The sequence below is a fragment of the Burkholderia sp. KJ006 genome, from assembly GCF_000262695.1.
Taxonomy (GTDB): Bacteria; Pseudomonadota; Gammaproteobacteria; order Burkholderiales; family Burkholderiaceae; genus Burkholderia; species Burkholderia vietnamiensis.
Genome location: NC_017922.1, coordinates 936,511 through 954,359 on the forward strand (window position 1 = coordinate 936,511; position 17,849 = coordinate 954,359).

A 17,849-nucleotide genomic window follows, 5' to 3' on the forward strand; every position below is an offset into this window, starting at 1 on the left:
CCGGCTCAGGCGGACGGCGCGTGGCTCGCCGCAGCCGCGCCCGCGCCCGTCGCACCGGTCGCGCCGGCCACCACGAGGATGTCGAACGACGTGCCTTCGCGCGCCTCGAAGCGGCGCACGAGTTCGATCTGGTGCGCCGTCATCACGCTGCCCTTCGTCATCAGCAGCACGCCGCGATGCGTGCGCAGATCGTCGGCGAGCTGCATGCCCTCGCGCAGCTGCGCGGACTGGATCTCCGCCACCGACGCCGCGATGCCGAGGTTCTGGGGATCGCGCATCAGGTCGATGAAGCGCGCGACGAGCAGCGGGTCGTAGCGCACGCCGGCCTGCGAGCGCAGCACGTCGATCGCCTGCTCGACCGAATGCGGCGCGCCGATTTCGCCGTTGCGCATCCCTTCGAAGTCGCGCGCGATCGCGACGATCCGCGAGCCTTGCGGAATCGCGTCGCCGACGAGGCCGTCGGGCGTCCCGCGTCCGTTGAAGCGCTCGTACTGGTGCAGCACGATCGACGCGACCTTGTGCAGCTGCGCGATCGGCGTCAGCACCATCTGCGCCCGCAGCGGATGCTGCTGGAACAGGCTGTGTTCGTCGGTCGTCATCTTGACGATCGGCTTGTGCAGCAGCTCGTCGGGCAGCGACAGCTTGCCGATCCCGTGCAGCAACCCCGCGTAATACACGTCCTGCGCGTGCAGGCTGCTCATCCCGGCCGACAGCGCGAGCCGGCGCGCGATCTCGCCGACGCGCATCGCATGACCGCTCGCGGATCCGCAGCGCAGCTCGATCATGCTGGCGCAGACCTGGACCATCGCGGTGAAACTGCTTTTCAGGTCCTGCTGCGCGGCTTCGAGGAACAGCACCGTCTGCGCGAGCTCCTCGGTGCGCGCGCGCACCTGGGTCTCCAGCTCCGCGTTGAACCGGCGCAGCGTTTCGTTCTGCGCTTCGGTCAACGCGGCGAGCCGCGCGGCCTCGGCGCGCAGGCGCCGCTGCTCGAGCGCCTGCTCGAGCGTCATCAGCAGGTCCTGATCGTCCCAGGGCTTGTTCAGGTAGCGATACACGCCGCCCTCGTTGACGGCCTCGACGATCGACGCGATGTCGGAATAGCCGGTCAGCAGCACCCGCATCGTCTCCGGGTACAGCGCGCGGGCACGGCGGAGAAACGCCGCGCCGCTCATGGTCGGCATCCGCATGTCGGACACGATCAGGTCGACTTCGGTCGTCGCGAGGATTTCCAGCGCCGCCTCCCCGCTGTCGGCCGTCAACACTTCGTAATTCGCGGGCCGCAGCACGCGCCGCAGCGCGGACAGCACGTTCGGCTCGTCGTCGACCAGCAGGATCGACGCGGTGCGGCGCGGCTCGCCGTCCGCCGTTGCGCCGATCGTTTCAGGCAGCGCGGCAGTCATGCCGGTCGCGCCATCGGTTGCGTCTGTTCCGTTCGTCGCGGAAATCGTCATAATCGGCCTCGGATCAATTGTCTTCACCACCTCTCCTCTGTGAGAACGGCCGGCGGCGCGCATTCCGTATCGGGGAAAACGCTGATGCAGCGCAGCCGACTGGCGGCGCAGCTGGCTGCGACGCGCGCCGGCTTCCGGTATCGTGGCGGGGCGCGCCGAGCGCGGCGCGCGCCGGCTGCACACTCATTCAACCTATGGAGCACGCATGATCCTGGAAATGGCATCGCTCGAAATCGATCCGGCGCAAGCCGCCCAATTCGAAGCGGCGGTTCGCGCCGCACTGCCGCTGTTCGCGCGGGCGCGCGGCTGCGGCGGCGCGCAGCTGCATCGCGTGATCGAGCGCAGCGGCGGCTATCTGCTCGTCGTCGAATGGGAGACCGTCGACGACCACATGGTGCATTTCCGCCAGTCGGACGACTTCCAGGCGTGGCGGCAGCTGGCTGGCCCGTTCTTCAAGAGCCCGCCGCAGGTCATGCATACGGAAGTCGCGGTGAAGTGAGCGCCGCGACACGCGAGCGGCGCGCCGCCCCGCATCGGCGGCGTCGCGCCCGCGCCCGCGCCCGCACGCGCACTCGCACTCGCACTCGCGCGCGCCGTTCGCGCGTGAGCGCAACGCCGCATCCCGCGCACCTCGCGCAACCGATCCTCTACGAGCCTTCGCAATGACCATCGACCCTTCCGTCCTCGCCGCCTTCACGCCGACCGGCAAGCTGCGCGCATCGATCAATCTCGGCAACCCGATTCTCGCGAACCGCGACCCGGCCACCGGCGAGCCGTTCGGCGTGTCGATCGACCTCGCGCGCGCATTCGCCGAGCGCCTGTCGGCCGAACTCGAACTGGTCGTGTTCGACGCGGCCGGCAAATCGGTGCAGGCGCTCGCCGACGAGCGCGCCGACTTCGGCTTCTTCGCGATCGATCCGCTGCGCGGCGAGACGGTCGCGTTCACCGAGCCGTACGTGCTGATCGAGGGCTACTACCTGGTGCGCGACGATTCGCCGATCCGCAGCAATGCCGACGTCGATCAGCCGCACAACCGCGTGACGGTCGGCAAGGGCAGCGCGTACGACCTGTTTCTCACGCGCGAGCTGAAGGCCGCGCAGATCGTGCGTGCGCCGACTTCGGCGGACGTCGTGCCGACCTTCGTCGACGAGCGGCTCGAAGTCGCAGCGGGCGTGAAGCAGCAGCTCGAGGCCGATGCGGCGAAGACGCCCGGCCTGCGGCTGCTCGGCGAGCGCTTCATGGTGATCCGGCAGGCGATGGGCGTGCCGAAGAGTCGCGGCGAAGCGGCCGCCGCGCTGCTCGGCGCATTCGTGGAGGAGATGAAGGCGTCGGGCTTCGTCGCCGATGCGCTGCGGCGGCACGGGATCAGCGGCGCGTCGGTCGCGCCGTAACGCTGACCGGCCGCTGACCGGCCGCGCTGCACGGCGGCGTCGGCCTCGGTGCAAACCGAGGCGCCGACATTACTCCACGGCGGCCGGCACGAACGGCTGCGGATACCGCCCCGCCGCCTGACGCTCGATCATCCAGTCCGGATAGCCGGACGGCAGCGCACTCACCGTGTCGAGATGCGCCAGCTCGTCCGCGCTCAGCACGACGTCGAGCGCGCCGAGATTGTCTTCGAGCTGCTCGATCCGTTTGGCGCCGACGATGACGCTCGTCACATGCGGCTTCGCGAGGAGCCACGCGAGCGCGATCCGCGCCACCGACACGCCGCGCGCGTCGGCGAGCGTGCGCATCGCCGCCACGCACGGCCACGCGCGCTCGAGATCGACCGGCGGGAAATCGAAATGCGCACGGCGCGCACCGGCATCGGCCGGCGCGCCGGGCCCGAACTTCCCCGACAGCAGGCCGCCGGCGAGGGGCGACCAGACCAGCAGCGACAGTTGCTCGTCGCGCGCGAGCGGCACCAGCTCGCGCTCGACGTCGCGTCCGGCGATCGAGTAATAGGCCTGCAGGGTCTCGAAGCGCGTCGCGCGGAGCGCTTCGCTGAGCCCGAGCGCCTTGCCGATCTTGCCGGCTCGCCAGTTCGAGACGCCCACATAACGCACCAGCCCCTGACGCGTCAGGTCGTCCAGCGCCCGCAGCGTCTCGTCGATCGGCGTGACCGGATCGTTCGCATGGATCTGGTAGAGGTCGATATGGTCGACCTGCAGCCGTTCCAGGCTGCGCTGCGCCGAATCCATGATGTGCGCGCGCGACGCGCCCTGATCGTTCGGCTTCGGACCCATCGCGCCGGCCGTCTTGGTCGCCAGCACGACGTCGGCGCGCGGCACGCCGAGGTCCTTCAGCGCCTGGCCGACGATGCGCTCGGACTGGCCGAACGAGTAGACGTCCGCGGTATCGATGAAGTTGATGCCGCCGGCCAGCGCGCGTTCGATCAGCCGGTTCGCGTCGTGCTGGCCGACGGCGCCGATCGCCGCCCACATGCCGGCGTCCGCATTGCCGCCGAGCGTCATCGTGCCGAGACACAGCTCGGAGACGTACAGGCCCGTGCGGCCCAATTGCTTGTATTTCATCCTGGTTCCTTTCCGGTTCGCCAACACCGCATGCGGCGGCGCGCGCTCACGCGTCGCGCGCCGGATGCGAATTCAGCCGATCTGTGCGCGCCCCGCGCGCCACTGCGCGGCGACGGTCGCGACGCGCTCGCCGTAGCGGCGCGCGGTCTCGAGATCGCCCGGCGACATTTCGTCGGGCGACGCATCGGCCGGCGTCTGCGCCATCGGCGCAAGATACGAGCCCATGCGATTCAGGTCGTCGCGCTGCGACGCCTTCAGGTTCGCCGGCTTGAGGTCCATGCTGACCCAGAGGCCGCCGTGCTGGCCCGCCAGCAACACGAAGTACTCGAGCGTGTTCAGCTTGTCGCCGTTGACGCTCGCGCTGTTGGTGAAGCCGCCGAACAGCTTGTTGCGCCACGCGCCTTCGAACCACGCCTTCGCCGTGGCGTCGGCGAATTTCTTGAACTGCCAGCTGGGGCCGCCCATGTAGGTCGGCGAGCCGAACAGGATCGCGTCGGCCGCGGCAAGCGTGCGCCACGCGTCGTCGGCGACGTTTCCGTCGGCGTCGATCGCGACTAGCACGGCGCCCGCGCCATCGGCGACGGCCTTTGCCATCCGTTCGGTATGGCCGTAGCCGGAGTGGTAGACGACGACCGTGCCGGCCGCGGAGAAAGTCGATTGCGTCATGGTTGAGCGTCCTTTGGTTCGGGTTGCCGTCGGGCGACGACATGGGAACGCACTTTACTGAGTCGCAAATGCGTTATAAATGGGCGACCTTTGAACGTTCTGTTACCCCCGGAGAGAACAATGCAAAACCTCGATGCGCTTCTGATCTTCGCCCGGGTGGCCGAGATGACGAGCTTCACGCGCGCCGCCGAGAGCCTGGGGATCCAGAAGGGACGCGCGTCGATGGTCGTCCGCCAGCTGGAGCGCGACGTCGGCGTGGCGCTGCTGCACCGGACGACGCGCAGCGTGCAGCTGACCGAGGACGGCCGCGCGTTTTACGCGCGCGCCCGCGATCTGCTGGCCGAAGTGCAGGAATTGCAGTCGATGTTTTCGGGCAGCGGCACGCGCCTGCGCGGGCGGCTGCGCGTCGACATGCCGACCGAGCTGGCGCGCAGCGTCGTGGTGCCGGCGCTGCCGCAGCTGATGGCCGCGCATCCCGAACTCGAGCTGGAACTGTCGAGCACCGACCGGCGCGTCGATCTCGTGCAGGAAGGGTTCGACTGCGTCGTGCGGCTCGGCCCGATCATCGACGACACGCTGATCGCGCGGCCGCTCGGCCGCCTGCGGATGATCAATGCGGCGAGCCCCGACTATCTGGCGCGGCACGGCGTACCGCATACGCTCGACGATCTGCTCGGCCAGGGGCACCGGATGGTCCACTACTCGCTGACGCTCGGCGCGCGGCACGCCGGATGGGAATACCCGAAGGGCGACGGCTACGCGACGCTCGCCTTGCCGAGCGCGATGCAGGTGAACAACGTGCAGACCTATCATGCGGCCGGGCTGGCCGGCATCGGCCTGATCCAGGCCGGCTATTCGGGCGTCGCGCCGCACATCGCGAGCGGCGCGCTGGTGGAGGTGCTGCCCGACCTGCGGCCCGAACCGCTCGCCGCGTCGCTGGTGGTGGCGCATCGGCGCAATCTGTCGCCGCGCGTGCGCGCGTTCATGGACTGGATCGAACGCGTGCTGCAACCGTACTTCGATTGAGCGCACGCGGCATCGCGCGAGCGACCGTCCTCGCCGCCAACGACCCGTTGCGACGTTTCAGATCTGCAACCTGAACCGCGGTGCGGTCGCCCGGTTTCGTCAGACGCAGGTAGGCGCGCGTCGGCGCGGTCCGTACTGCGGCAGACGCTCCCGACGCCGCCTCGCGGCTTGCCCGATATCCGCGCGTGCGCGGTGCGGCGCGGTTGCGCGATCGCAGCGCGGCGCCGTCGCCTTCGCGTTGAGCGCGACCGCGCCGAGATGGCGGCCGGCATTCGACAACGCGACGAACGACGGCCGAGCCGATTCGCCGCGCGCGATCGTTTCAGGATCGACACATTTCCGGCGACGGCGAGCATCCCGACCCGCATGGGCGCGCCGCCGGCCGCCTGCCCGCGCGCATCGACGGCCGTGGCACGCTCCATGCGTTCACGCCAGAGACGCCGGACCCACCGTATCGGCGCGCACACAATATTTCGAATAAGTCCGCGTCCGGCGCACCCGTCGATGAGTTCTCCGGTGCACGGCGCATCGGGGGACACGATGAAAACGAACACGACCGTCTCGATCGGCGCGGCTGCGCGTGCCGACAGCAGCACAGCAACGCTCCCTTCGCGGCCGCTGGCCGCCGCATCTCGCGCATTTCATCGCGCCGACGCGCTCGACGCGAACCCGGCGACGCCCGTGCGCACGCGCGCGCCGCGTGCGGCCGCGCGCAGCGCCGGCGTCCGCAGGTTCGGCCGGCCCACCGCCGGCCGCGCACCGCAACCCGCACGCTGAGCGCCAGCCGGCGCTGCATTCGGACGCACCGCGGCCGTCCGCGCGCGCCGCCGACAGCGGCGGCCGGCGCCCGATGGCCCGATGGCCCGGTGGCCCGACAGCTCGTTGCACCGCCGGCAGCCGGCAAGCGCACGCAATCCCGTCGACGAGAGCCTGCCCTTCCATCATGAATCCGACTGAGAAACCCGGCCGTTCGGACATCGCACTGGTGGTTTCGCTGGCCGTCCTGTTCGTGGTCGCGCATCCCTACACGGGCATCCGGCACGACGCGATTCTGTACACCGCGCAGGCGCTGCACAACCTCCATCCCGACAGCTTTGCGCACGACCTGTTCTTCCAGTACGGCTCGCAGGATCGCTGGACGATCTACGGGCGGATGTTCGCGCTGCTCGTGTCCGCGCTCGGCCTGCGCGCGAGCAATCTCGCGTGCCTGATCGCCGCTCAGGCACTGTGGTGGACCGGCATCTGGCGGCTCGCCCGCCAGCTGCTGCCCACGCCGTGGCACTGGGTCGCGCTGCTGTTCGTCGCGTGCATGCCGGCCGATTACGGCGCCGGCCTGATCTTCTCGTACGACGAAGGCTTCGTCACCGCGCGGCTGCCGGCCGAAGCGCTCGGCCTGTGGGCGATCGCGTCGCTGCTCGAACGCCGGTATCGCGTGGCGCTCGCGCTGACCGTCGTCGCCGCCGCCGTTCATCCGCTGATCGGCGGCGCGGCGCTGGCGTTCGTCGCACTCGTGCGGCTGCCGCGCGTCGCGTGGTGGCGGCTATTGCCGATCGCGCTGATCGCGTTCGCCGTCGTCGAGATGCCGGCCTTCCACGCGCTCCACCTCGATCCGTTCGATCCGGAATGGCGAGCGATCGCGCGCTACAACGTGCCGTTCCTGTTCCCGACCCTGTGGTCACTCACCGCATGGAGCAAGCTGTGCTGGGCGATCGCGCTTCCGGCCGCGCTATCCGCGGACCCGGCGCAGCCGCAACGCGCGCTGTGGTCGAACCTCGCGTTGATCGGCGTGGCGGGCGTCGCGGCCACCACGATCGCGGACCTGACCGGCCAGGACGCGCTGTGGATCCAGCTGCAGCCGTGGCGCACGCTGTGGCTGCTCTCGGTGATGCAATGGCCGGCCGCCATCCTGCTCGTGCGGCGCGAAGCACGCGTGCGGCCGACACTGGTCTGGCTGCTGGCGATCTGCTGGCTGCTGCTCGACGTCGGCGGCGGGATCATCGCGCTGGCCGTCGCCGCCGCGCTGCACGTGGGCGCGCGCCGGCCCGCCGCTGCGGTGCCGGTCACGCAGCTGCGCGACCTCGGTACGGTGCACCGCGCCGCATGGATCGGAACCACGCTGATCGCCGCGATCGTCTGGTTCGTATTCCAGTGCGCGTATCAGGTCGCGCGCGCCGCTTATCCGACCGGCAAGGTCGCGCTCGACATCGGGTGGCTCGAGGCGTTGATTCACACGCATCTGGCGATCGTGCCGGTCGCGTTGCTGGTCGCGCTCCACCTGTCTCGCACGCGACTCGCGGCCGCCGCGCTTCCCGTCACATTGGCCGCGCTCGCCGCGTATGGATTCGTCAATCTCGACCAGCGCTCCGCGGCGGCGACGCTCGTCGAAGCGCGCGCCGACCGCCCGGCGCTCGCGCCGTTCGCCCGCACGGTCGCTCGCGGCGACATCGTGTATTGGGACGGCCCGGGCGACGAAGTCGTCTACCCGTGGTTCCTGATGAAGACGTCGAGCTATTACTCGTCGGCGCAGGCGGCCGGGTTGATCTTCAACCGCCGCACCACCTTCGAGGCCGTGCGGCGCGTCGAGCTGATCCGGCGAGACCCGTATGCCGCGCGGCCGCCGCGCGGCGGCGCCACCGCCGCTGCGGACAAGCACTCGAACGTCTTCGTGTCCACCTACGACTACGTCGCGCTGACCGCGGCCGGCATCCGGCGCGTGTGCGCCGATCCCGTGCTCGATTTCATCGTGTCGCGTCGGCACTACCCGGCATTGGCGACGCGCGACGCGTGGTCGCCCGACGCCGCAAGCACCTTCTGGCTGTACGACTGCGGCCGCATCAGGACGGCAGGCGCGGCCGCGCACGCGCTGACCGTACATGCGCAACCGCGCACCGACACCGACGCAATTCACGAGCGAATGCCCGCTGCAGCGCAGGCCGGCCCGCCCGCGCGTGACGACGCGCGCGTGGACGGCGCTTGAGCCGGACGCCCGCAACCGCTTCGACATCACGGCTCGCCGTCCGGCTGGAACGGCAGAGACGACACACGACAAACCAGCGACTCGACACTCGGGGTGACATCATGGATCAATCGGTTGACGTACTGATCATCGGCGCCGGGCCGGGCGGCCTCACCGCCGCCTACCTGCTGACCAAACAGACCGCGCTGTCGGTCGCGCTCGTCGAGAAGGATCCCCACTATGTCGGCGGCATCAGTCGCACCGAACGGTTCGACGGCCATTGCTTCGACATCGGCGGGCACCGCTTCTTCTCCAAGTCCGCCGAGGTCGTCGCGCTATGGCACGAGCTGCTGCCGGACGACTTCATCGAGCGGCCGCGCAGCTCGCGCATCTTCTACCGGAACAAGTTCTACCGCTATCCGCTCGACGGGCTCGAAGCGTTGATGAACCTGGGCATCGTCGAAAGCGCGCGCTGCGTGCTGTCGTACCTCGCCGCGCGCGTGCGGCCGTGCCGCAACCCGACGTCGTTTCATCAATGGGTCGCCAATCAGTTCGGCGAACGGCTGTTCTCGATCTTCTTCAAGACCTACACCGAAAAGGTGTGGGGCATGTCCTGCGACGAAATTTCGGCCGACTGGGCCGCACAGCGCATCAAGGGACTCAGCCTGTCCACCGCGATCGTCGGTGCGGTGAAGCGGTCGCTCGGGATCCGGTCGCGCCGGACCGACGTCAAGTCGCTGATCGAATCGTTCCACTACCCGCGGCGCGGCCCCGGCATGCTGTGGGAAGCCGCCGCGCGCAAGTTCGAGCAGCAAGGCGGACGGTTGATGATGGGCCACGCAGCGGGCGCACTGCAGTACGACGGCCGCGCGCGGCGCTGGCTCGTCGAAACCATCGGCCCCGACGGACAGACGCATCGCATCAGCGCGCGCGACGTCGTGTGCACCGCGCCGCTGCGGGAAACCATCAACGCGATTTCGCCGCGGCCGTCGTCCGCCGATGCCGCCGCGCGGCTCCAGTACCGCGACTTCATCACGGTCGCGCTGATACTCGACCGGCCGGCCACGTTCACGGACAACTGGATCTACATCCACGACCCGTCGGTCAAGGTCGGGCGCATCCAGAACTTCGCATCGTGGTCGCCCGAGATGGTGCCCGACGCCGCGACGGGCGGTTGCCTCGGGCTCGAGTACTTCTGCTTCGACGGCGATGCGATGTGGGAGAGCAGCGACGCCGACATCACCGCGCTCGCGATCCGCGAGCTCGAACAGATCGGCCTGGCGACGCGCGACCAGATCCGCGGCGCGCGCGTCGTGCGCCAGCCGAAGGCGTACCCGGTGTACGACGACGATTACCGCGCGATCGTCGACCAGATCCGGGCCGATCTGGCCGAACACTTTCCGAATCTGCATCTCGTCGGCCGCAACGGCATGCACAAGTACAACAACCAGGACCACGCGATGATGACGGCGATGCTGACCGTCGAGAACATCGTCGCCGGGCATCGGCTTCGCGACGTATGGGCCGTCAACGAGGACGCCGAATATCACGAGAGCGGCGCCGAACCGCAAACCGGCGCAGCGGGCCTGCGCGCCGTGCCGGCCCGCACCGTTCAGTGGAGGCGGACATGATGCTGTCGCGCTATTGCGTCGTCAGCGTGGTGTCGCTCGGCGTCGACTGGGCGCTGTTCGTCGTCCTGAAGGCGACGATGCCGATCGACGCGGGGATCTCGGCGTGGCTCGCGTACCTGGGCGGCGGTGTCGTCAACTATCTGCTGTCGCGCCGCGTGGTGTTCCGCTCCGACGCGACCGGCCGCCGGCAGCTCGGCGAAGCGCTGCTGTTCGCGGCGAGCTGCGCGCTCGGCTCGCTGCTGACCGGCGGCATCGTGCACGTCGCGTCGGCGCGGGTCGGCACGGTCGCCGCGAAATGGATCGCGGTGGCCGTCAGCTTCGTCACGCTATATCTGGTGCGCAGGATCGTCGTGTTCAGGACGGCGCACGTGCGCGTAGGGGATGCGGCGGCGGCCGCGCGCCGCGAAGCCGGCGCGAGCGCGCACGTCGAGGCGACGGTTCGTTGACCGCGTGGGCGGATAACGGTCGAGCGCGTGCATAGCGCGTCCGCCCGCGTGTCGGACGCGCGATCGATCGCACTGCCCGAATCGAAAACCGGCGCCGACGTCCGATCCGAACGCCGGCGGCGGCCTCGGCAACGCTGCGTTTCGCCCCGACACGCAGTGCCCGCGTTGGCGCGGGACGAAAGCGCCAGTCAGCGGCAGCACCGCTGATCAACCGGCCTGGGCCACGCCGTCACGCACCGCGTCGCCGCCGTCCGAGGCCGTGCGCGCGAGCACCGGCTTCAACGCGTGTCCGGTATGGCTCGCGTTCACCTTCGCGAGCCTTTCCGGGGGCGCCGCCGCGACGATCGTGCCGCCGCCCACACCGCCTTCGGGGCCGAGATCGATGATCCAGTCGGCTTCCGCGATCACGTCGAGGTCGTGTTCGATCACGACGACGCTGTGCCCGCCGTCGACCAGCCGGTGCAGCACGCGGATCAGCTTCGCGACGTCGGCCATGTGCAGGCCGACCGTCGGCTCGTCGAGCACGTACAGCGTGTGCGGCGCCTTCTGCCCGCGCCGCGTGATGTCGTCGCGCACCTTGGTCAGCTCGGTGACGAGCTTGATCCGCTGCGCCTCGCCGCCGGACAGCGTCGGCGACGGCTGGCCGAGCGTCAGATAGCCGAGGCCGACGTCCTTCATCAGCTGCAGCGGATGCGCGATGTTCGAGATCGGCGCGAAGAACGCGACCGCTTCGTCGATCTCCATCGTCAGCACGTCGCCGATGTTCCGGCCGCGCCACGTGACCGCGAGTGTTTCGGGGTTGAAGCGCTGCCCGTGGCACACGTCGCACGGCACCTTCACGTCCGGCAAAAAGCTCATGCCGATGGTGCGCACGCCCTGCCCTTCGCACGCCGGGCAGCGCCCGTCGCCGGTGTTGAACGAGAAGCGCGACGCCGTGTAGCCGCGCGCGCGCGCTTCGAGCGTGTCGGCGAACAGCTTGCGGATCGTGTCCCACACGCCGATGTAGGTGGCCGGGCACGAACGCGGCGTCTTGCCGATCGGCGTCTGGTCGACTTCGAGCACGCGGTCGATGCTCTCCCAGCCGCTCAGCGACGCGCAGCCCTGCCACGCGTGCGTCACGCTCAGCGCCGGCCGCGGCGCGCTGCGCGCGAGCACGCTGGAGCGGCGCTTCGTCGCCGGCGCGTCCAGCTGCGCGGCCTTGCGCGCGCGGCGCGTGGCCGGCGACGACAGCACCGAGCGGCCGACCGCGTCCAGCAGGTTCGTCATCAGCACGTCGCGCGCGAGCGTCGACTTGCCGGAGCCGCTCACGCCGGTCACCGCGACGAGCCGCGCCAGCGGAATATCGACGGTAACGTCGCGCAGGTTGTGCAGCGTCGCGCGATGCACGGTGAGCCAGCCGTCCGGCACCGCGTCGGCGCCGTGCTGGCCGCGCGGGTTCACCGGGCGGCGCGGCTGCAACGGATGCGTCATCGGATGCGCGAGCAGGCGGCCCGTCACCGAATCGGGCTGCGCGGCGAGATCGGCGACCGCGCCTTCGGCAACCAGCGTACCGCCGCGCTTGCCGGCGCCCGGCCCGATATCGATGATGTGATCGGCGCGGCGGATCGTGTCCTCGTCATGCTCGACGACGACCAGCGTATTGCCCTTGTCGCCGAGCTTGCGCAGCGCGTCCAGCAGGATCCGGTTGTCGCGCGGATGCAGGCCGATGGTCGGCTCGTCGAGCACGTAGCACACGCCCTGCAGATTGCTGCCGAGCTGCGCGGCGAGCCGGATGCGCTGCGCTTCGCCGCCCGACAGGCTCGGCGCGGCGCGATCGAGGCTCAGATAGCCGAGCCCGACTTCCTCGAGGAACGCGAGACGGCTGCCGATCTCGCTGACGATGTCGCGCGCGATCTGCGCGTCGCGGCCGGTCAATTCGAGCGCATCGATCCAGCGGCGCGTGTCGGACACCGTCCATTGCGCGACGTCGACGATCGAGTGCGCATCGAACGTCACCGCGCGCGCGGACGGATTCAGGCGCGTGCCGCCGCAATCGGGGCACGGCTCGTTGCCGACGCCTTCCGGCTCCTGCTCGTCCGACGGCAAGGTCTGCTCGCGGCCGCGTTCGTCGCCGGCGAACACCGTGTCGTCGTAAGCGGCGCGCTGCTCGCGCGTGAGCGTGACGCCGGTGCCGACGCACGTCGTGCACCAGCCGTGCTTGCTGTTGTACGAGAACATGCGCGGATCGAGCTCGGGGTAGCTGGTGCCGCACACCGGGCACGCGCGCTTCACCGACAGCACCTTGACCGCCCCGACGCCCGCGGTCGAGCGATCGTTCTGCAGCGCCTGCTGCAGCCCGTCGAGCGGCGCGAGCAGATGCATCACGCCCTTGCCGAGCTCGAGCGTGTCGTCGAGCGCGCGCCGCAACGCGGCTTCGTCGTCGGGCGACACGACGAGATCGGCCACCGGCAGCTCGATCGTGTGCTCGCGGAAACGGTCGAGCTTCGGCCACGGATCGACCGGCACGAATTCGCCGTCGACGCGCAGATGCGTACTGCCGCGCGCCTTCGCCCACTTCGCGAGATCGGTGTACACGCCCTTGCGGTTGACGACGAGCGGCGCGAGCAGCCCGACGTGCTCGCCGCGATGGTCGCGCAGCAGCTGCGCGGCGATCGACTCGACGGTTTGCGACGTGACCGGCGTGCCGTCGTGGATGCAATGCTGGAGGCCGAGCTTCACGTACAGCAGACGCAGGAAATGCCAGACCTCGGACGTGGTCGCGACCGTGCTCTTGCGGCCGCCGCGCGACAGCCGCTGCTCGATCGCGACGGTCGGCGGAATGCCGTACACCGCGTCGACCTCGGGCCGCCCGGCCGGCTGCACGATCGAGCGCGCATAGGCGTTCAGCGATTCGAGGTAGCGGCGCTGGCCCTCGTGGAACAGGATGTCGAACGCGAGCGTCGACTTGCCGGAACCCGACACGCCGGTGATCACGTTGAACCTGCCGTGCGGAATGTCGACGTCGAGCGCCTTCAGGTTGTGTTCGCGCGCATTGACGATCCGCACGACGTCCTCGCCTTCGATCGCGCGCCGCGCGCGCGCCGCGTTCAGCGCGACCTGCAGCGGCACGCCTTCGTCGGCGCCCGCCGCGTTGCCGTCCATCGCGCGCTCGTACTGCAGCAGCGCGACGCCCGTATGCGATTGCGCGCACGCCTTCACGTCGTCGGGCGTGCCCGCGCACAGCACCAGGCCGCCGCCGTCGCCGCCTTCCGGGCCGAGATCGATCAGCCAGTCGGCCGCGCGGATCACGTCGAGGTTGTGCTCGATCACGATCAGCGAATGGCCGGCCGCGAGCAGCTTGCCGAACGCGCGCATCAGCTTCGCGATGTCGTCGAAGTGCAGGCCGGTGGTCGGCTCGTCGAACATGAACAGCTTCGCGCGCGCGATGCGCGCCTCCTCGCTCGCGACGCGGCGCCCGCCGGCCGCCGCCGCCGATTCGGCGAGGAAGCCGGCCAGCTTCAGCCGCTGCGCTTCGCCGCCCGACAACGTCGGCACCGGCTGGCCGAGCTTCACGTATTCGAGCCCGACGTCGACGATCGGCTGCAGCACGCGCAGCACCTCGGCGTCCGTCGCGAAGAAGCCGACCGCTTCGCTGACCGTCAGGTCGAGCACGTCGGCGATGTTCAGCGCGCGGCCGTCGCGCTCGATCCGCACTTCGAGGATTTCCGCGCGGTAGCGGCTGCCGTCGCAATCGGGGCAACGCAGATACACGTCGCTCAGGAACTGCATCTCGATGTGTTCGAACCCGGAGCCGCCGCAGGTCGGGCAGCGGCCGTCGCCGGAGTTGAAGCTGAACGTGCCGGCGCCGTAGCCGCGTTGCAGCGCGAGCGGCGCTTTCGCGAACAGCTTGCGGATCTCGTCGAACGCGCCGACGTAGCTCGCCGGGTTCGAGCGCGTGGTCTTGCCGATCGGCGACTGATCGACGAACACGACGTCGCCGACCTGATCGGCGCCCGCCAGACTGCGGAACGCGCCGGGCGACTCCGTCGCCTTGCCGTGATGGCGCGCCAGCGCCGGATACAGCACGTCCTGCAGCAGCGTCGACTTGCCGGAGCCCGACACGCCCGTCACGCAGACGAGCCGTTGCAGCGGGATCTCGACCGTCACGTCGCGCAGATTGTGTTCGGTCGCGCCTTCGAGCACGATGCGCGGCGTGTCGGCGTCGACCGGGCGGCGCGCCCAGTCCGACGCATGCGCGACGTGCTTGCGGCCACCGAGATACTCGCCCGTCAGCGTGTGCGCCGAGCGGATGTCGCCCGGCGTGCCGTCGAACACGATCGTGCCGCCGCGCTCGCCGGGGCCGGGGCCCATGTCGATCAGCCGGTCGGCCGCAAGCATCACCGACGGATCGTGCTCGACGACGACCAGCGTATTGCCGGCGTCGCGCAGCCGCTGCATCGCGTCGACGATGCGCGTGAGGTCGCGCGGATGCAGCCCGATGCTCGGCTCGTCGAGCACGAACAGCGTTTTGGTCAGCGACGTGCCGAGCGCCGTGGTGAGGTTGATCCGCTGCACTTCGCCGCCCGACAGCGTCCGGCTCTGCCGGTCGAGCGTCAGGTAGCCGAGCCCCACGTCGCACAGATACTTGACGCGCGTACGCACTTCCGCGAGCAGCAGCTTCAGCGCATCGTCGAGCAGCGCGCTCGGCAGCTCGATGTCGTCGAAGAAGCGGCGAATCCGCTCGATCGGCAGCAGCATCAGGTCGTGCACCGTCAGACCGGGCAGCGCGTCGAGTTGCGCGCGCGTCCATTCGACGCCGCGCGGCATGAAGCGGTCGGCCGGCGCGAGCACCGCGTCGGCATTCGGCTTCGAGCCGAGCCGCCACAGCAGCGATTCGGTTTTCAGGCGCGCGCCGCCGCAGACTTCGCAGGGCGTGTAGCTGCGGTACTTCGACAGCAGCACGCGGATGTGCATCTTGTACGCCTTCGACTCCAGATAGCCGAAGAAGCGTTTCACGCCGTACCACTGGCTCTGCCACTTGCCGTTCCAGTCGGGCGAGCCGTTGATCACCCAGTCGCGCTCGGCCTCCGTCAGATCCGACCACGGCGTGTCGCGGCGGATGTCCGCTTTCGCCGCGTAGCGCATCAGGTCGTCCTGGCATTCCTTCCATGCGGGCGTCTGCATCGGCTTGATCGCGCCGCCGCGCAGCGTCTTGCGCGCGTCGGGAATCACGAGGCCGAGATCGACGCCGATCACGCGGCCGAAGCCGCGGCAGGTTTCGCATGCGCCGTATGCGGAGTTGAACGAGAACAGCGCGGCCTGCGGCTCCGCGTAGCGCAGATCGCTGTCGGGGTCGTGCAGCCCGGTGGAGAAGCGCCACAGCTGCGGCTCGGCCGAGGCGTCCTGCGCATCCGCCGGCAGCACGTAGACGTTCACGCGGCCGCCGCCGCGCTTGAGCGACGCCTCGATCGCCTCGACCACGCGCACCTTGTCGGCCTGCTGCACGCGGAAGCGGTCGGCCACCACGTCGAGCAGCTTGCGCGGGCCGGTCGGCGACGCGACTTCACGCTGCGCCTGCACGCGCGTGTAGCCGCTCGCCGACAGCCACTGCGTGACCTCTTCGTCTGACGCGCTGTCCGGCAGCTCGACCGGGAACGTGACGACGACGCGCGGATCGTCGGCGCGCGTGCGCTCGAGCAGCTGCGCGTAGATCGTCTCCGGCGTATCGTGGCGCACCTGGCGCGCGGTCTTGCGGTCGAACAGTTCGGCCGCGCGCGCGTACAGCAGCTTCAGGTGGTCGTTCAGCTCGGTCATCGTGCCGACCGTCGAGCGCGAGCTGCGCACCGGGTTGGTCTGGTCGATCGCGATGGCGGGCGGCACGCCGTCGACGCGCTCGACCTGCGGGCGGTCCATCCGGTCGAGGAACTGCCGGGCATACGCGCTGAACGTCTCGACGTAGCGCCGCTGGCCTTCCGCGTACAGCGTGTCGAACACGAGGCTCGACTTGCCTGAGCCCGACGGGCCGGTGACGACCGTCATTTCGCCGGTGCGCAGGTCGAGGTCGAGATTCTTGAGGTTGTGCTGACGTGCTCCGCGAATGCGGATCAGATTGCTGGATGACAATTTGCCTGCCCGTCTGAAGGAGTTAGCCGGAATCACGGTGCCGCGGCGCTGCGGCGGATCTCCGCAGGCACGGCGCACGCGTCGCAGGGGTCATGCCTGGGCGGCGCGCGTCCGGCGGATACTATACTGTACATTCATACAGTTTTCCATCGGGTGGGCGGGCGCCTTGGTCGGATGGGGGCGGCATGCGCGGGGCTCGATGCGCCGGGGAACGGCGCGGGGATCGGGCCGCGATCGTTGGTGGGGCGGCGTTGGCTGGCGTTGGCCGCGGCGGTCGGTGGGCGGAGTTGGCCGGTGAGCTTGGTTGGCCGGTGAGCCGAGTTGGGCGAGTTGGCCGCGTCGGCCGCGCTGGTCGCATTGGCCGGGTAGCCGAGTCGGTCCGCGTTGGCCGGCATTGGCACCGTCGGTCGGTGGGCGGAACTGGCCGGTGAGCCTAGTTAGCCGCGTCGGCCACGCTAGCCGCGTCGGTCGCATTAGCCGGGTAGACGACGAGTCGGTCCGCGTTGGCCGGCATTGGCCGCGTCGGTCAGTGGGCGGAGTTGGGCGGTGAACCGAGTTGGCTTCGTTGCCCTAGTTGGCCGCGTCGGTCGCGCTGGCCGCATTAGCCGGGCAAACGAGCTGGTCCGCGTTGGCCGGCGTTGGCAACCATTCGCCGGCGTCCCTCGCGCCGCGATGCGCGCCCGAGCCGGCTTGCCGGACGGAACGTGCGGCCGCGACCGTCCAGCGGCCCGCGGCCCGCAACAATCAGCCTTCCTGGCGCTCGATCAGGAAACGCTCGCGGCGCTTGCCCTTGATCCACGCGGGTTCACGCCCGCGCCCCGTCCACGTGCGCCCGGTGCTCGGGTCCCGATACTTCGGCGCGCCGGTCGGCGTGCGCGTCGATGCCCTGGCGGCACGGCCCGGACGCCCGAAGATCTGCCGGGCCGTCAGCCCGTATTCGGCGATACGGGCGCGCACCTCCTGCAGAACGGTCTCGAGCTCGGCCTGCCGCGCCTCCTCGGCACGCAGCATCAGTTCATCGGCTTGCGCCTTCAGTTCCAGGTAACCCGACATCC

At 69.9% G+C, this 17,849-nt stretch carries 12 protein-coding genes; 7 read left to right on the forward strand and 5 right to left on the reverse strand.

The features are described 5' to 3' along the window. Positions 1 to 5: 5 nt before the first annotated feature. Positions 6 to 1,451: an HD domain-containing phosphohydrolase gene (locus MYA_RS28065; RefSeq protein ID WP_014726185.1), complete on the reverse strand. Its 1,446-nt coding sequence runs from the start codon at positions 1,449 to 1,451 to the stop codon at positions 6 to 8. 205 nt (positions 1,452 to 1,656) lie between these two features. On the opposite strand from MYA_RS28065, the gene MYA_RS28070 reads away from it, so the two are divergent. Together MYA_RS28070 and MYA_RS28075 are read left to right on the forward strand one after the other, a co-directional pair. Continuing rightward, positions 1,657 to 1,950 carry an antibiotic biosynthesis monooxygenase family protein gene (locus MYA_RS28070; RefSeq protein ID WP_014726186.1) on the forward strand — a complete coding sequence of 98 codons (294 nt, stop codon included), beginning with the start codon at positions 1,657 to 1,659 and terminating at the stop codon, positions 1,948 to 1,950. A gap of 163 nt (positions 1,951 to 2,113) precedes the next feature. Further along, complete coding sequence (locus tag MYA_RS28075) at positions 2,114 to 2,842, forward strand: ABC transporter substrate-binding protein (protein WP_014726188.1); 729 nt, start codon at positions 2,114 to 2,116, stop codon at positions 2,840 to 2,842. Positions 2,843 to 2,911: 69 nt separating this feature from the next. Here MYA_RS28075 and MYA_RS28080 read toward each other — a convergent pair whose 3' ends face one another. Both MYA_RS28080 and MYA_RS28085 read right to left on the reverse strand, forming a co-directional pair. After that, entirely contained in the window at positions 2,912 to 3,967 is a 1,056-nt protein-coding gene (locus MYA_RS28080) for an aldo/keto reductase (RefSeq protein ID WP_014726189.1), read from the reverse strand. 72 nt (positions 3,968 to 4,039) lie between these two features. Next, positions 4,040 to 4,633 (reverse strand): flavodoxin family protein, encoded by a 594-nt coding sequence (locus tag MYA_RS28085; RefSeq protein WP_014726190.1) that lies wholly within the window; start codon positions 4,631 to 4,633, stop codon positions 4,040 to 4,042. 120 nt (positions 4,634 to 4,753) lie between these two features. Between MYA_RS28085 and MYA_RS28090 the strand changes: the two genes are divergently transcribed. The 5 genes from MYA_RS28090 (at position 4,754) to MYA_RS28115 (ending at position 10,692) form a co-directional block, all read left to right on the forward strand. Further along, on the forward strand, positions 4,754 to 5,659 hold the full coding sequence (locus MYA_RS28090; protein ID WP_011880547.1) for a LysR family transcriptional regulator: 906 nt from the start codon (positions 4,754 to 4,756) through the stop codon (positions 5,657 to 5,659). Positions 5,660 to 5,827: 168 nt separating this feature from the next. Then, positions 5,828 to 6,436, forward strand: a complete 609-nt coding sequence (locus MYA_RS31815; RefSeq protein WP_155626130.1) for a hypothetical protein — start codon at positions 5,828 to 5,830, stop codon at positions 6,434 to 6,436. A gap of 166 nt (positions 6,437 to 6,602) precedes the next feature. Further along, the gene (locus MYA_RS28105) at positions 6,603 to 8,636 is read left to right on the forward strand and encodes a hypothetical protein (protein ID WP_014726193.1); all 2,034 of its coding nucleotides are present in this window, start codon (positions 6,603 to 6,605) and stop codon (positions 8,634 to 8,636) included. A gap of 101 nt (positions 8,637 to 8,737) precedes the next feature. Next, positions 8,738 to 10,246, forward strand: a complete 1,509-nt coding sequence (locus tag MYA_RS28110; protein ID WP_014726194.1) for an NAD(P)/FAD-dependent oxidoreductase — start codon at positions 8,738 to 8,740, stop codon at positions 10,244 to 10,246. Beyond that, positions 10,243 to 10,692, forward strand: coding sequence for a GtrA family protein (locus tag MYA_RS28115; RefSeq protein ID WP_011880551.1), 450 nt, complete (start codon positions 10,243 to 10,245; stop codon positions 10,690 to 10,692). The genes MYA_RS28110 and MYA_RS28115 overlap by 4 nt, the downstream gene beginning before the upstream one ends. Positions 10,693 to 10,899: 207 nt before the next feature. Here MYA_RS28115 and uvrA read toward each other — a convergent pair whose 3' ends face one another. Together uvrA and MYA_RS28125 are read right to left on the reverse strand one after the other, a co-directional pair. Continuing rightward, the gene (gene uvrA / locus MYA_RS28120) at positions 10,900 to 16,794 is read right to left on the reverse strand and encodes an excinuclease ABC subunit UvrA (RefSeq protein WP_014726195.1); all 5,895 of its coding nucleotides are present in this window, start codon (positions 16,792 to 16,794) and stop codon (positions 10,900 to 10,902) included. A gap of 744 nt (positions 16,795 to 17,538) precedes the next feature. Continuing rightward, positions 17,539 to 17,847, reverse strand: coding sequence for an H-NS histone family protein (locus MYA_RS28125; RefSeq protein ID WP_014726197.1), 309 nt, complete (start codon positions 17,845 to 17,847; stop codon positions 17,539 to 17,541). Positions 17,848 to 17,849 lie beyond the last annotated feature (2 nt).

Coding starts and splice junctions, on each gene's coding strand:
- MYA_RS28065 (WP_014726185.1), bottom strand. CDS start 1,451: ATGACGATTTCCGCGACGAACGGAACAGACGCAACCGATGGCGCGACC.
- MYA_RS28070 (WP_014726186.1), top strand. CDS start 1,657: ATGATCCTGGAAATGGCATCGCTCGAAATCGATCCGGCGCAAGCCGCC.
- MYA_RS28075 (WP_014726188.1), top strand. CDS start 2,114: ATGACCATCGACCCTTCCGTCCTCGCCGCCTTCACGCCGACCGGCAAG.
- MYA_RS28080 (WP_014726189.1), bottom strand. CDS start 3,967: ATGAAATACAAGCAATTGGGCCGCACGGGCCTGTACGTCTCCGAGCTG.
- MYA_RS28085 (WP_014726190.1), bottom strand. CDS start 4,633: ATGACGCAATCGACTTTCTCCGCGGCCGGCACGGTCGTCGTCTACCAC.
- MYA_RS28090 (WP_011880547.1), top strand. CDS start 4,754: ATGCAAAACCTCGATGCGCTTCTGATCTTCGCCCGGGTGGCCGAGATG.
- MYA_RS28105 (WP_014726193.1), top strand. CDS start 6,603: ATGAATCCGACTGAGAAACCCGGCCGTTCGGACATCGCACTGGTGGTT.
- MYA_RS28110 (WP_014726194.1), top strand. CDS start 8,738: ATGGATCAATCGGTTGACGTACTGATCATCGGCGCCGGGCCGGGCGGC.
- MYA_RS28115 (WP_011880551.1), top strand. CDS start 10,243: ATGATGCTGTCGCGCTATTGCGTCGTCAGCGTGGTGTCGCTCGGCGTC.
- MYA_RS28125 (WP_014726197.1), bottom strand. CDS start 17,847: ATGTCGGGTTACCTGGAACTGAAGGCGCAAGCCGATGAACTGATGCTG.